Annotated in this window: 11 protein-coding genes; 10 read left to right on the top strand and 1 reads right to left on the bottom strand. The window is 47.9% G+C overall.

Annotated features, from left to right (window positions below; translation table 11 throughout):
- Window positions 1-8: 8 nt before the first annotated feature.
- The 5 genes from ylqF (at window position 9) to FGT79_RS04735 (ending at window position 4,294) form a co-directional block, all read left to right on the top strand.
- Window positions 9-875 carry a ribosome biogenesis GTPase YlqF gene (ylqF, locus tag FGT79_RS04755; protein WP_138751608.1) on the top strand — a complete coding sequence of 289 codons (867 nt, stop codon included), beginning with the start codon at window positions 9-11 and terminating at the stop codon, window positions 873-875.
- A gap of 21 nt (window positions 876-896) precedes the next feature.
- A complete protein-coding gene (locus tag FGT79_RS04750; protein ID WP_138751607.1) occupies window positions 897-1,511 on the top strand; it encodes a ribonuclease HII in 615 nt (204 codons plus the stop codon).
- A 203-nt stretch (window positions 1,512-1,714) separates the two neighbouring features.
- The gene (locus tag FGT79_RS04745) at window positions 1,715-3,592 is read left to right on the top strand and encodes a hypothetical protein (protein ID WP_138751606.1); all 1,878 of its coding nucleotides are present in this window, start codon (window positions 1,715-1,717) and stop codon (window positions 3,590-3,592) included.
- Entirely contained in the window at window positions 3,589-3,897 is a 309-nt protein-coding gene (locus FGT79_RS04740; RefSeq protein WP_138751605.1) for an EscU/YscU/HrcU family type III secretion system export apparatus switch protein, read from the top strand. Before FGT79_RS04745 ends, FGT79_RS04740 begins: the two co-directional genes overlap by 4 nt.
- Window positions 3,890-4,294: a YraN family protein gene (locus FGT79_RS04735; RefSeq protein WP_138751604.1), complete on the top strand. Its 405-nt coding sequence runs from the start codon at window positions 3,890-3,892 to the stop codon at window positions 4,292-4,294. Before FGT79_RS04740 ends, FGT79_RS04735 begins: the two co-directional genes overlap by 8 nt.
- A 66-nt stretch (window positions 4,295-4,360) precedes the next feature.
- Here the strand turns inward: FGT79_RS04735 and FGT79_RS04730 are convergent, their stop codons facing one another.
- Complete coding sequence (locus FGT79_RS04730) at window positions 4,361-5,935, bottom strand: YifB family Mg chelatase-like AAA ATPase (RefSeq protein ID WP_138751603.1); 1,575 nt, start codon at window positions 5,933-5,935, stop codon at window positions 4,361-4,363.
- A gap of 348 nt (window positions 5,936-6,283) precedes the next feature.
- Between FGT79_RS04730 and sucC the strand changes: the two genes are divergently transcribed.
- The 5 genes from sucC (at window position 6,284) to trmFO (ending at window position 13,517) form a co-directional block, all read left to right on the top strand.
- Window positions 6,284-7,444 (top strand): ADP-forming succinate--CoA ligase subunit beta, encoded by a 1,161-nt coding sequence (gene sucC, locus FGT79_RS04725; RefSeq protein ID WP_138751602.1) that lies wholly within the window; start codon window positions 6,284-6,286, stop codon window positions 7,442-7,444.
- Window positions 7,445-7,503: 59 nt separating this feature from the next.
- Complete coding sequence (gene sucD / locus FGT79_RS04720) at window positions 7,504-8,436, top strand: succinate--CoA ligase subunit alpha (protein ID WP_138751601.1); 933 nt, start codon at window positions 7,504-7,506, stop codon at window positions 8,434-8,436.
- Between the two features lie 272 nt (window positions 8,437-8,708).
- The gene (dprA, locus tag FGT79_RS04715; protein ID WP_138751600.1) at window positions 8,709-9,842 is read left to right on the top strand and encodes a DNA-processing protein DprA; all 1,134 of its coding nucleotides are present in this window, start codon (window positions 8,709-8,711) and stop codon (window positions 9,840-9,842) included.
- Between the two features lie 28 nt (window positions 9,843-9,870).
- Window positions 9,871-11,979, top strand: coding sequence for a type I DNA topoisomerase (gene topA / locus FGT79_RS04710; RefSeq protein ID WP_138751599.1), 2,109 nt, complete (start codon window positions 9,871-9,873; stop codon window positions 11,977-11,979).
- A 218-nt stretch (window positions 11,980-12,197) separates the two neighbouring features.
- Window positions 12,198-13,517, top strand: coding sequence for an FADH(2)-oxidizing methylenetetrahydrofolate--tRNA-(uracil(54)-C(5))-methyltransferase TrmFO (trmFO, locus tag FGT79_RS04705; RefSeq protein WP_138751598.1), 1,320 nt, complete (start codon window positions 12,198-12,200; stop codon window positions 13,515-13,517).
- Window positions 13,518-13,546: the final 29 nt, after the last annotated feature.

The raw sequence follows: 13,546 nt of genomic DNA, 5'->3' as shown, positions 1-13,546 counted from the left end.
GTGAGTAAATGACCATTCAATGGTTCCCGGGTCATATGACACGGGCGAAACGGCAAATACAAGACAAGCTGAAACTAATCGATCTTGCCATCGAACTGTTGGATGCTCGAGTTCCGTTATCAAGCCGCAATCCGATGATTGAAGAAATATTAAACGGCAAGCCTAGACTGATTGTTCTGAACAAATCAGATTTGGCAGATCCAAAAACAACTGAGCAATGGATGGCGTACTTCCGCAATGAAGGACATGAGTCCATCGCTATCGATTCTTCAACAGGGACGAAAGTAAGCGAGGTTCCGCTGAAGGCCAAACAGATTCTTCATGAGAAGATTACGCGTCAAATTAACAAAGGAATCAATCCGCGAGCGATTCGCGGTCTAATTGTCGGCATACCGAATGTTGGTAAATCAACGCTGATCAACAAGCTTGCCGGTCGAGCCATCGCCTTAACAGGTGACCGTCCAGGTGTTACAAAGGGCCAGCAATGGATTAAGGTTGGTACGGAGATGGAGCTTCTGGATACGCCAGGTATTCTCTGGCCGAAGTTTGAGGATGAGCTGGTCGGTTATCGTCTTGCGATGACTGGTGCAATCAGAGAGCAAATTCTAAATGTGGACGACATTGCGTTTTTCGCCATGCGCGAATTGGTGGATCGCTACTGGCCGAATATGAAAGAACGCTACGAGCTTGAGACACCTCCTAAGGATGCCAGCGATTCGGATGAGATTGTCCGTGTCATGGAAGATATCGGACGTCGGAGAGGCTGCCTCATTAGCGGTGGACACGTTGATTTGGAGAAAACATCGGGAATTATCTTACGTGATTTGCGTTCGGGCAAGCTCGGCCGAATCACGCTGGAAGCACCACCTTATTGATGTGAAACGGGGGAACGTAACGTGCTGCAGTACGAACAGTCGTTATGGCAAGAAGGCTATACTGCGTTAGCTGGCGTTGATGAAGTTGGTCGTGGTTGTTTGTTCGGTGATGTCGTAGCGGCGGCTGTCATTCTACCGCCAGGCTTGATTATCGAAGGTGTAAACGACTCGAAGAAGCTATCGGAGAAAAAGCGCGATCAATTATATGATGTGATATTGAAAGAATGCGTCGCTTGGTCGGCCGCACGGGTAGATGCTGAGACGATTGATCGGATCAATATTAAGCAAGCGGCTAGGCTCGCTATGAAGATCGCTGTAGAATCTTTAGAAGTGCCTTCCGATTATTTGCTAATTGATGCAGAGAAAGTTGATGTACAGCTGCCTCAGCAGTCGATTATCAAAGGTGATGCAACCAGCCAAACTATTGCGGCAGCATCCATTGTTGCCAAGGTTACACGGGACAGGCTTTGCAAGGAAGAGTGGGAGCTGGAGTATCCCGCCTATGGCATTGCGATTCACAAGGGTTATGCAACTAAGCTGCATAGGGAGCGATTGCTTGAGAACGGTCCCAGCCGCCTGCATCGAAAATCGTTTCTGGGCAACCTGTTCAGTGAGGAGCAGCTTTCCCTTTTTTAACATGGAGATGGAATAAAATAACGTTCAATCGATTGTGCGAGGCAAAGGTTGCCTAGTGTAATGGTTGAACGTTATTTTTTATCGCAAATTTATGGAGTAAATCGCTTCATGCTTTGGTTACAATGACCGATATAAGCGTTATGGACTTACGCAGTCGGTAAATAGATCAGATTGACGCTGTAGCAGCGGAGGCGGATAAATAGATGAATATTAGTCAAATGATGCGAAGCTTCTTAGGAGAGGCTTCTAGTGCAGATACAAGAGCGGTAGAGCTCAAGGTTGGACAAGTTGTTCGCGGTGTGGTCTTGCAAGTGTCGGATAACAACGAAGCGCTTGTTCAAATTAATGGTGTACAAGTACGTGCAAAGCTGGAGGCGCCACTTCAACCAGGTCAAACAGCAATGCTGCAGGTTCAGCCACAATCGAGTGGTGCACTTGTTATGCTGAAGCCCGTTGAGCCTGGTCAAGTAGGCTTGCCGGAGGATACTTTCAAGGAATGGGCTAAGCAGCTTGCCTTGCCAGAACAGAAATGGGCGGCTCAGATCGTTAAAGAGTTGCGCAAGGACGGTGTTATCTTAAACCGAGATGTAGCACAGGCCTTCCAGCAGGCAGCAGCAGCGATGCCATCTGGTGGTGACGCGGAGCAGTGGATGCAGGCTAGCGCGGCAACGTTTAAGCGAGGTTTGCCTATGACAGGAGCAACTGTAGGCGCAATGCAGCAGGTAATGTTCGGTCGGAGTACGCACGACCTGCTGGATACCCTTCAGCAGCAGCTTACAGCATTCGCAAGTGAACCTGCTCATGATACGAACGAAAGCAGAAGTGTCCAGCAAACTGCTGCTCGCATTCAAGCCCTGCTGAACGAAGGGATGGAGCTGCTGCGTGGAGCAACGACTGCCGCTTCAGCACCGAATAATTTAAATGAAGCGGGCTCGGAGTTGCCTGTTGGCAAAGCCCAAGCAGCTCCTGTTGGAAAACTGGACATCCAAAACCAAACGGCTCCAGCCGTCGTTAATACGTCCGGAGATGCGCAGTCTGGTGACGATGGACAGCCCCCAGTGTTGAAAGCAAACGTTAATCAGCCAAATTGGCTTGGTCAAATGATGAAATGGATGGGCGTTGACCATGAGTTTCAACTTGCCAAAGCAGCTGCGAGTGATCCGCAGACGAGTCAACCAGCACCAGCTGCGCCACAGGCGTCAGCTCCTTCGACAGCGACAGGTGCAACTGCTCCGCCGCCATTATCAGCGGAGCAAGCGAAGCCAGCTACAGCCGCACAAAGTACGGCGGCTTCGTCTGTCGTCACGCCACTAGTGGCGAGTGAAGATAAGCTGGAAACAACGCATACAGCTGCTAAGTCTGCTGCTTTGTCGGATGAAACGCCAGAGCAGCTGGCTGCCAGAGCCCCCGATGGAAGGCAAGGGATTGAGCGGGCTTCCGCCGCAGTTGTGTCTGTTATTGCGGACAGCTTGCAATCATCGGACGGATCGCAGCCTGTACAGCATGAATCTTTAAAAAGCGCGCTTCTGTCGCTTGTATCATCAGAGCACACACCTCCTGCTATTAAGGAAACTGCGCAGCAGCTGGTTCAGCAAATTACCGGACAGCAGCTTTTATTAACGCCAGAGCGCAACAATTCGGTGCTTACGCATGTGACCATGTTTATTCCGCTTAATAGCCAAGATGGACAACAAACCGCGTCGGTTCACATTCAGACGAGGCGGGGCCGCAAGGGAGAGCTCGACTCGTCTAATTGCAGGCTGCTATTTAACTTGTCGATGAGCACGCTTGGGGACACGATGGTTGACGTGAATGTAATGGACAAAATTGTAAGCCTTAATCTATGGAATGATCATCCTGCTATATCGACACTGGCAGAGTCTTCAAAGGCAGAAATCACAAACAGCCTGCAGGCTGCAGGCTACCAACTGCTATCGCTTCGGACAACACCGCTGCCTAAGTCAAATGATATGCAGCAGGATGAACCAACTGGGGCGGCAATAGCCGCGAAGAATCATGCGAGATCTGAATTATCAGCATTCTCCACGAACCGTTACAAGGGAGTGGATTATCGCATATGAGCAATGAAGAAGACAAAAAACCGCAGCAAGGAGTAATGAAAAAAGCTGTAGCACTCAAGTACCAGCCTGGGGAACGGTCAGCTCCGGTTATGGTTGCCAAAGGAAAAGGTCATCTGGCTGACCTCATATTGGAGCAGGCGAAGAAGAATGGCATCCCTGTCCAAGAGGACTCTTCCTTAGTTGAGGTACTCTCTAAGCTGGATGTGGATCAGGAGATTCCACCAGAGCTGTATACACTAGTTGCAGAAATATTAAGCTTCGTTTACCGATCAGATCGTAAAGCGAGGGATATGCTTAATGGCTGATCAAACCGCTCCTTCAGACGCACTTCGCATAAAGATTAATAGAAAGCTGACGGGTGAGCTTGGTGAAAAGGCGGCATGCGACTATTTGCTTGCTGCTGATTACGCGATATTGGAGCGCAATTGGCGTTGCCGCAGCGGAGAACTAGACGTTATTGCAGAGCTAGATGGCAGGTTTATATTTGTGGAGGTGCGCGCAAGAACAGCGGGGGGGAAATTCGGCACAGCAGCTGAGTCCGTTGATTATCGCAAGCAGCAAAAAGTACGGAATACAGCTCAAGTTTATTTGAAAAGCATTGGACGAATAGATGCGCCGCAGCGATTCGATGTCGTTGCAGTAACTATTAATCGCTTGGATGGCGGCATCGCCGAATGCCGCCATTACGAGGGAGCATTCTAGTCTATGAACAATAGAAGGCTTTCACTGTATGTCAGTAACAACAGTGAAAGCCCATTTGCTGTTTATCTAATGAATAATCTGATCTAATCCGCGAAATTGAATGGCTTCTGCAACATGCTCGGCTTCGACGGATTCGCTGGTTTCCAGATCGGCAATGGTACGAGCCAGTTTAAGTATTCGATCATAGGCGCGCATACTGATGCCGAGTACTTCAAAGGCATGATCAAGCAGGTGCAGCGCTTCTGGTTTTAAGCTTATCGCTTTGCGCAGGGCAGCTCCAGTCGTCGGATCACCGGCAGTTTGGATGCTGTTCTTTTCTGTAGTCCGGGCAAGTCGGAAGCTTCTAGCTTGTAAGACCAGCTCTTTCATTTGCTGTGTAGTTAGAGTGGGACTTGATGCTTGCTGCTCCAGCGAGATTGGACGCGGAACCTGCAGCTGCAGATCAATCCGATCGAGCAGAGGGCCTGAGATCTTGGAGCGGTAACGACTGATCAGAGAGGCACTGCAAGTACAATGTTTATCTCCATACTCGTAGCCATAGTAACCGCAGGGGCAGGGGTTATATGAAGCGGCTAACATGATATCGGCAGGAAATTGGAATACCGCTTTGGAGCGGGATATGGTTACGATACGATCCTCAAGGGGTTGCCGCAGCACTTCAAGCACTTGTCTCGGGAATTCCGGCAGCTCATCTAGAAACAGAACGCCGCGGTGAGCAAGAGTAACTTCACCGGGCTTCGGAATCGAACCTCCTCCGATCAAGCCCCCTGTTGAGATGGTATGGTGAGGAGCGCGAAAGGGAGCTTGAGCAATCAAGCCTTGTGAGCCGTCGAGCAGCTTGCCTGCTACGCTGTATATTTTGGTAACTTCCAGCGCTTCCTGCTCAGTTAATGGAGGTAGTATGCCTGGAAGGCGGCGAATCATCATGGTCTTGCCGGTGCCGGGAGGACCGCTCAGAAGAATGTTTTGCTTGCCTGCAGCTGCTATGAGCATGGCACGCTTGGCTTGGTGCTGACCAATCACATCGCCATAATCGCCGATTGACTCAAGCGCCGCAACGGATAATGGGCTATTCGTACTGCCATAAGCAGACATGTTCCCTAGTGGCACGCGAATATGCGTCCAATCTGCTTGCTTCTTCTTGTTCAAATCGAGCTCGTTCAAATGATTAAGGGCATACAGTTCCATACCCGATATCCAGACAGCTTCTTTGACATTGCCGCTTGGCAGCAGGATACGCTCAATGCCGCTGCGTTTTGCTTGCTCAATCATGGCTAATACACCGGGAACGGGACGGACGCTTCCGTTCAGTGATAGTTCTCCAATCAGCAGTGTACGCTCGAATGGAGCATCGTTTATTTGACCGCTGGCTGTTAGAATTCCAGCTGCAATAGCCAGATCGAAAGCGGTGCCTTCTTTGCGTAGATCAGCAGGAGCAAGATTAACAGTGATGCGGTCTAGAGGGAAGGTGAAGCCGCTGTTTTTCAGCGCTGCTCGAACGCGCTCGACTGATTCTCGTACAGCGGGGTCAGGCAGCCCAACAATGCTAATCTGGGGAAGGCCGCTTGAAATATCGACCTCGACTGAAATGCTTTTGCCATCTACGCCATATACGCTTGCACCTTGAATAACGCTGAACATAACAAATAGCCCCTCCATGTATGAGAATGAAGGTGCTTCCTAACCATTCTGATCCGTATTTATGAATTTGCCAATATCATAGATTAGAATGGATTCCATTGTCAATATTTAAAATAATCGGGTATGCAGCTTCTGTTTGGGTCATACTAGAGGGCGTAGTTTCCGTACCCATAAATGCCCGCAACAACAGGTTTAATTTATTTAATCTCAAATTGAGATGAAACCCATATCAAAAAAGCCGTATTAATTATGTATGAAAATAAGGTAACGAGTGGGGAAAGGTGCTACAATAATAGAGGTTTGTGTACATATGACTGATCTCAGTCTGTGAAATGGAGGATTTCAACAATGAATATCCATGAGTATCAAGGGAAAGCGGTCCTGAAACAGTATGGTGTCGTCGTGCCAGAAGGTAAAGTAGCCTTCTCCGTAGACGAGGCTGTTGAAGCGGCTAAAGCGCTCGGAACACCGGTTGTTGTCGTGAAGGCACAAATTCATGCAGGCGGCCGTGGTAAAGCGGGCGGAGTTAAAGTAGCAAAAAGCATCGACGAAGTTCGCACGTATGCCAGCGAAATACTGGGCAAAGTGCTTGTTACTCACCAAACAGGTCCGGAAGGCAAAGAAGTGAAGCGTCTTCTGATCGAGCAAGGCTGTGACATCAAGAAAGAATATTATATCGGCGTAGTATTGGACCGTGGTACAGGTCGGGTCGTTATAATGGCTTCGGAAGAGGGCGGCACGGAGATTGAAGAAGTTGCTGAGCATTCCCCGGAGAAAATTTTCAAAGAAATCGTTGATCCAGCAGTAGGCTTGCAAGCGTTTCAAGCTCGTAAATTGGCTTATGCCATTAACATTCCGAATGAGCTTGTTAACAAAACAGTTAAGTTCATGATCTCCCTCTACACAGCATTTGTAGAGAAAGATGCTTCCATTGCAGAAATTAATCCGCTTGTCGTTACTGGCGACGGACAAGTTATTGCACTTGATGCGAAACTTAATTTCGACTCCAATGCACTATATCGTCACAAAGATATCGTTGAGCTGCGCGACTTGGAAGAGGAAGATGCGAAAGAAATCGAAGCTTCCAAATACGACCTTAGCTATATAGCACTTGATGGCAACATCGGCTGTTTGGTTAATGGAGCGGGTCTTGCAATGGCGACAATGGATATTATTAAATATTACGGCGGCGACCCTGCCAACTTCCTAGACGTAGGGGGCGGTGCGACAGCTGAGAAGGTTACTGAAGCATTCAAAATCATTTTGTCCGATGAGAAGGTTAAAGGGATTTTCGTTAACATCTTCGGCGGAATCATGCGTTGCGATGTTATTGCTAACGGCGTTGTTGAAGCAGCGAAGCAAGTTGGCTTGGATCGTCCGCTCGTTGTACGTCTTGAGGGCACGAATGTAGAACTCGGTAAAAACATTTTGAAAGAATCGGGATTGAACATCGTGGCTGCGGATTCCATGGCGGACGGCGCGCAGAAGATTGTCGCTCTCGTGAAATAAGATAACTTGCTGTGTGGCAATGGCCGCATACGAATTCATTCAGGGGATGTGAGTTAAGAGTGAGCATTTTGGTTAATAAAGATACAAAAGTCATTACCCAAGGGATTACAGGCGCAACTGGCTTGTTCCATACAAAAGGCGGACTGGAATACGGTACGCAAATGGTTGGCGGCGTAACACCTGGCAAAGGCGGTACGAACGTTGACATTACACTTGAAAACGGCACACTCGTATCATTGCCTGTATTTAATACAGTAGCACAAGCAAAAGCAGCTACAGGCGCTAATGCTTCTGTTATTTATGTTCCGCCTGCTTTCGCAGCAGACGCGATCATGGAAGCTGTTGACGCTGAGCTTGATCTTGTCATCTGTATTACAGAAGGTATTCCAGTTCTGGATATGGTTAAAGTTAAACGTTACATGGATGGCAGCAAAACTGTTCTAATCGGGCCTAACTGCCCGGGCGTAATTACACCGGATGAATGCAAAATCGGCATTATGCCGGGATACATTCATACGGCTGGTCACGTTGGCGTTATTTCCCGCTCGGGTACGCTTACGTATGAAGCTGTTCATCAGTTGACGACTCGCGGCATTGGTCAATCCTCTGCAGTAGGAATCGGCGGCGACCCGGTTAAAGGTTCTGAGTTCATCGATATTCTGAATCTTTTCAACGAAGATCCAGATACCTATGCAGTAATCATGATTGGTGAGATCGGCGGAACGGCTGAGGAAGAAGCGGCTGAGTGGATCAAAGCAAACATGAAAAAACCAGTTGTCGGCTTCATTGGCGGCGCTACGGCTCCTCCAGGGAAACGTATGGGACATGCTGGTGCAATCATCTCAGGCGGAAAAGGAACGGCTGCTGAGAAAATCGCAACGCTTGAAGCTTGCGGTATTAAAGTAGCTCCAACTCCATCCGAGATGGGCTCGACACTTGTAAGTGTACTTGAAGAGCAAGGCTTGCTTGAAAAGTGCATTACACGCAAATAATTAAATCATAGCTATGAGGTAAGCAACCTCTCAACGACCCGAAAACGGGAGTTGGGAGGTTGCTTTTTTGTTTTAAATATAGAAAATGATAGGATTTCGCGATCCTTTCTCTTCATTTTTCGGGATGAAACGCGCCGCGCCGCCAAAGGTCGGAGCTGCCGTTTCTTCTTACATATTTCCATTATTTCATCGGCTGACTTGCATTCTTATGTCGTGTAACGCACAATAGATAAGAATGCAGGCCAGCCCAAGCAAAGAAAGGGTTGGTTGCTATGGTGCAAAATCAACATATTCGCAGACAAATGATTATCGCTTTTCACGAAATTCCGGGGATTGGATGGCATGCGATTCAGAAAGCCGTCCTGCATCAATTATGGAATAAACCATTATGGAGTATTGAGGATTTACTTGCCATAGGCTTGCAGCGCAATCAGGCGAAAGCTGCTGCTGAGCGTTATGCAGAGCGGCCGTGGATGCTGACTAAGGAACCGTCTGAAGCGATTGCGAAAGTAAATGCAGTCACATTGACGCCCTACGACGCAGCTTATCCCCAAATATTGAAAGAAATTGCGCAGCCGCCATGGGTTCTGTATGCAAGAGGTAGATTAGAGCTTCTGCATAGGCCGTCAATTGCAATTGTAGGAACTAGAGTGCCAACCGCATATGGCAGACAGACGACATCGTCGCTTGCGAGAGCGCTGTCTCAAACGGGCTTGACGGTTGTAAGCGGGCTGGCCAAAGGCGTGGACAGCAAAGCTCACGAGGCTGCGCTTGAAGAGGCCGGAGGGACGATTGCTGTGCTGCCTACACCGATAGACAGATGTTATCCGCCAGAGAATCTATCATTGTTTCATAGGATCGCAGAACAAGGACTGCTCATCTCTGAGACGCCGATCGGCACATCGCTGCATCCAGGTCAGTTTCATCAGCGAAATCGCATTATAGCCGCGTTGTCAGTCGGGACAGTTGTTGTTGAAGGCGCTACGAGAAGCGGCTCGCTTATTACGGCGCGGCATGCTTCAGACATGTCCAGAGAGCTGTTCGCCATACCAGGCCCGCTATCATCGCCTAAGAGTGAAGGGCCGAATGAACTGATTAAACGTGGTGAAGCGAAGCTTATAACAAATGCTCAAGATATTATCGATGAATTGAATTGGCTGCCGGCTGCTTTACTAGCATATAAGGAAGCAGAGAAAAAGAATGTTTCTGCGCCGAATACAAAGGGGAACCAATTATGTGTAGAAGAGAGCAAATTGATCGCTTTATTGCGAGATCAACCGTTATCGATTAACGAATTGCACGAGCTTTCTGCTATCCCGTTTGGACATTTGAGCGCACTTCTGCTAAATTTATGTATAAAACGAAAAATTGAATTGCAGCCCGGATCAATATATATTGCTTTATAGCTTGCAATGGAGAGAGGAGGCGCCTTACATGGCAGATTCTTTAGTTATCGTCGAATCACCCGCAAAAGCCAAAACGATAGGGAAATACCTTGGCAGCAAATATATCGTTAAAGCATCCATGGGACATATTCGCGATTTGCCCAAAAGCCAGATCGGCGTCGAAGTTGATAATGATTTTAATCCCAAATACATAACGATACGCGGTAAAGGCAGTGTCCTCAAAGAGTTGAAGGATGCCAGCAAAAAAGTAAAACATGTCTTTCTGGCAGCCGATCCGGATCGCGAAGGGGAAGCAATTGCTTGGCATTTGGCCCATTACCTGGAGCTGGATGAGACAGATACTTGTCGTGTTGTATTTAATGAAATAACGAAGCAGGCCGTAAAGGACGCATTCAAGACACCGCGCAAAATCAATATGGATCTGGTAAACGCGCAGCAAGCAAGGCGGATACTCGATCGACTAGTCGGGTACAAGATTAGTCCGCTACTATGGAAAAAAGTGAAAAAGGGCTTGTCTGCCGGTCGTGTCCAATCGGTTGCGGTTAAGCTGATCATTGATCGTGAGAATGAAATTGATGCGTTCACTCCGGAAGAGTACTGGTCAATTACCGCAAAGCTGAACCATTCGGGTATTGCGTTCGACGCCAAGTATCATTCCATTAATGGAGATAAAAGCGAGCTAGGCACGGAAGCGGAAGTGCAGAAGGTACTTCGCGCGATGAACGGCAGTCAGTTCTCTGTTTCTGATGTACGTGAGAAAGAAAGACTGCGTAATCCTTCGCCGCCGTTTATTACCAGCTCCTTGCAGCAAGAGGCAGCTAGAAAGCTAGGCTACCGTGCATCTAAGACGATGTCCGTCGCCCAACAGCTTTATGAGGGTGTAGAGCTTGGCAAAGAGGGAACGGTTGGTTTGATCACGTATATGAGAACCGATTCAACGCGTATATCGCCAATTGCGCAAGAGGAAGCAAAAGAATATATGACGCAAAAGTATGGTGCGGAATATGTTCCGGAGCAGCCAAGAGTGTACACAAAGAAAAACAGTAATGCGCAGGATGCGCACGAAGCGATTCGTCCGACTTCTGTTCTACGGGAACCTGAAATGATGAAACCGTTTTTAAGCCGCGATCAGTTTCGTTTATACAAGCTTGTATGGGAACGCTTCGTTGCGAGCCAAATGCAATCGGCAGTGCTTGATACAATGACGGTTGATTTGCAAGCAGGAGAAACGGTGTTTAGAGCAACTGGCTCCAAAATTAAATTTGCCGGCTTCATGAAAATTTATGTCGAAGGCAATGATGATGGAACCGTGGAAGAGCATAAGTTTCTGCCGCCACTCGCGTCTGGCGATGTGATGAGCTCCGAATCCATAGATCCCAAACAGCATTTCACACAGCCACCACCAAGATTTACGGAAGCGAGACTTGTGAAGACGCTGGAAGAGCTGGGTATAGGACGTCCTAGTACGTATGCACCAACGCTCGAAACGATTCAAAAACGCGGATACATTGCAATGGAAGAGAAAAAATTTATGCCGACTGAGCTGGGCGATTTGGTTATCCAGCTTATGGAGGAGTTTTTCCCCGAAATTCTGGATGCCGAGTTTACAGCTAACATGGAAGGCAATCTTGACCATGTAGAAGAAGGCACGGAGGACTGGGTGAAGGTTCTGGCTAATTTCTACGAATCTTTCGAGAAGCGATTGGAAGTAGCCGAAGAAGAGATGAAGGAAATCGAAATTCAGGATGAGGTTTCTGACGAAATATGTGAGAAGTGTGGACGTCATCTGGTTTACAAAATGGGACGCTTCGGTAAGTTTCTAGCCTGTTCCGGATTTCCTGAATGCCGCAATACGAAGCCGATCGTTAAGGATATTGGAGTCACTTGTCCCAAGTGCGCAGAAGGAAAGATTATTGAACGGCGCAGTAAAAAAGGAAGAATCTTCTACGGCTGCGATCAATATCCGGGCTGTGATTACGTCTCATGGGATAAACCGACGAATAAGCCGTGTCCGCAATGTGAAGATTCCAAGCTGGTTGAAAAGCGGAATCGCAGCGGAGTAAAGCTCATATGCGCAACTTGTGATTACTCGGAAGAGGTTCTTGATGAAGATGATCAAGGCACAGACATGGATTAAGAACGAGGTTATTGCGAAGTCATTGTTCTTAACCAATAAATGAAAAATCCTTATATCTAATCTCATTAAGCACACCGCCGCCGTCCTCCCTTGCATTAGGGAGGACACCGTTGTTCAACGGGCTGTTTATTCGCAGTCGTATGTTGCTGTACCATTTAGCATTAGACAAATGTTTATTAAATGTTAGGCGAATTATATCATGGAAGGATTGAAAGATTTTGTCACAACCACAAAAAGTAACCGTTATCGGAGCTGGCTTGGCTGGCAGTGAAGCAGCTTGGCAAATCGCATCACAAGGAGTACCCGTTGTCTTATATGAAATGCGTCCGGTCACGAAAACACCGGCTCACCATACGAATCAATTCGCAGAGCTGGTATGCAGCAATAGCTTGCGTGCAAATGGACTTGCAAACGCAGTTGGTGTATTGAAGGAAGAAATGCGCCAGCTTGATTCCTTAATCCTGAGTTGTGCAGATCAGCACGCTGTACCAGCAGGTGGCGCATTGGCAGTTGACCGCGACGGATTCTCCGGAGAGGTAACACGCCGTCTGCATGACCATCCCCTTGTCGAAGTTCGCAATGAGGAAGTAACCGAGATTCCAACTGACGGTATTGTTGTTATTGCTACAGGTCCACTGACTGCACCTGGACTATCTGCGCAAATTCAAGCTCTGCTTGGCGAGGAATACTTTTATTTCTACGATGCGGCTGCTCCAATCGTGGAGAAAGATTCCATCGATATGAACAAAGTTTATTTGGCTTCACGTTACGATAAAGGGGAAGCCGCATACTTGAACTGCCCCATGACGGAGGAAGAATATGATATTTTCCACGAAGCACTTATAACGGCCGAGAAAGCGGAAGTTAAAGATTTTGAAAAGGAAATCTATTTCGAAGGCTGTATGCCAATCGAGATTATGGCCAGCAGAGGTAAGCAAACTGCGTTGTTCGGACCGATGAAGCCAGTAGGCTTGATTAACCCACATACGGGTAAGCTTCCCCATGCGGTTATTCAACTACGCCAAGATAATGCAGCAGGCACTCTTTATAATTTGGTCGGATTCCAAACCCATCTGAAATGGGGAGAGCAGAAGCGGGTATTCTCATTGATTCCTGGCCTAGAGAATGCAGAATTCGTGCGGTTCGGCGTCATGCATCGCAATACGTTCATTAATTCGCCGCGATTGCTTAAACCGACTTATCAGTTGAACAACCGTGAAACGTTATTTTTCGCGGGTCAAATGACCGGTGTGGAAGGTTATGTGGAATCAGCAGCTTCGGGTCTGATTGCAGGCTTTAATGCAGCGAGGTTGGCTCGTGGGCTGGAGCCTGTTGTGCTGCCAGAACATACGACTCTTGGAAGCATGGCTAACTATATCACGACAGCAGATTTCAAACATTTCCAGCCGATGAATGCCAATTTCGGTCTATTCCCGCCGCTTGAAAAAAGAATGAAGAGCAAGAAGGAAAAAAATGAAATGATCGCGAATCGGGCGCTTGCAGGGATAGAGCAATTTAAAAAGGAACATTTGCAGTAATGGCTCGTAATGTAAGCATGGAAGCTGAT

The sequence above is a fragment of the Paenibacillus sinopodophylli genome (assembly GCF_005930355.1).
In the GTDB taxonomy this organism is placed as follows: domain Bacteria; phylum Bacillota; class Bacilli; order Paenibacillales; family Paenibacillaceae; genus Pristimantibacillus; species Pristimantibacillus sinopodophylli.
The sequence above is the reverse complement of the archived record's forward strand: the minus strand, read 5'-3'. Positions and strand labels throughout refer to the sequence as shown.

Bases quoted from the DNA above. Each gene is read 5' to 3' on its own strand.
- sucC (WP_138751602.1), top strand. From the start codon at position 6,284: ATGAATATCCATGAGTATCAAGGGAAAGCGGTCCTGAAACAGTATGGT.
- FGT79_RS04730 (WP_138751603.1), bottom strand. From the start codon at position 5,935: ATGTTCAGCGTTATTCAAGGTGCAAGCGTATATGGCGTAGATGGCAAA.
- topA (WP_138751599.1), top strand. From the start codon at position 9,871: ATGGCAGATTCTTTAGTTATCGTCGAATCACCCGCAAAAGCCAAAACG.
- FGT79_RS04740 (WP_138751605.1), top strand. From the start codon at position 3,589: ATGAGCAATGAAGAAGACAAAAAACCGCAGCAAGGAGTAATGAAAAAA.
- dprA (WP_138751600.1), top strand. From the start codon at position 8,709: ATGGTGCAAAATCAACATATTCGCAGACAAATGATTATCGCTTTTCAC.
- ylqF (WP_138751608.1), top strand. From the start codon at position 9: ATGACCATTCAATGGTTCCCGGGTCATATGACACGGGCGAAACGGCAA.
- FGT79_RS04735 (WP_138751604.1), top strand. From the start codon at position 3,890: ATGGCTGATCAAACCGCTCCTTCAGACGCACTTCGCATAAAGATTAAT.
- FGT79_RS04745 (WP_138751606.1), top strand. From the start codon at position 1,715: ATGAATATTAGTCAAATGATGCGAAGCTTCTTAGGAGAGGCTTCTAGT.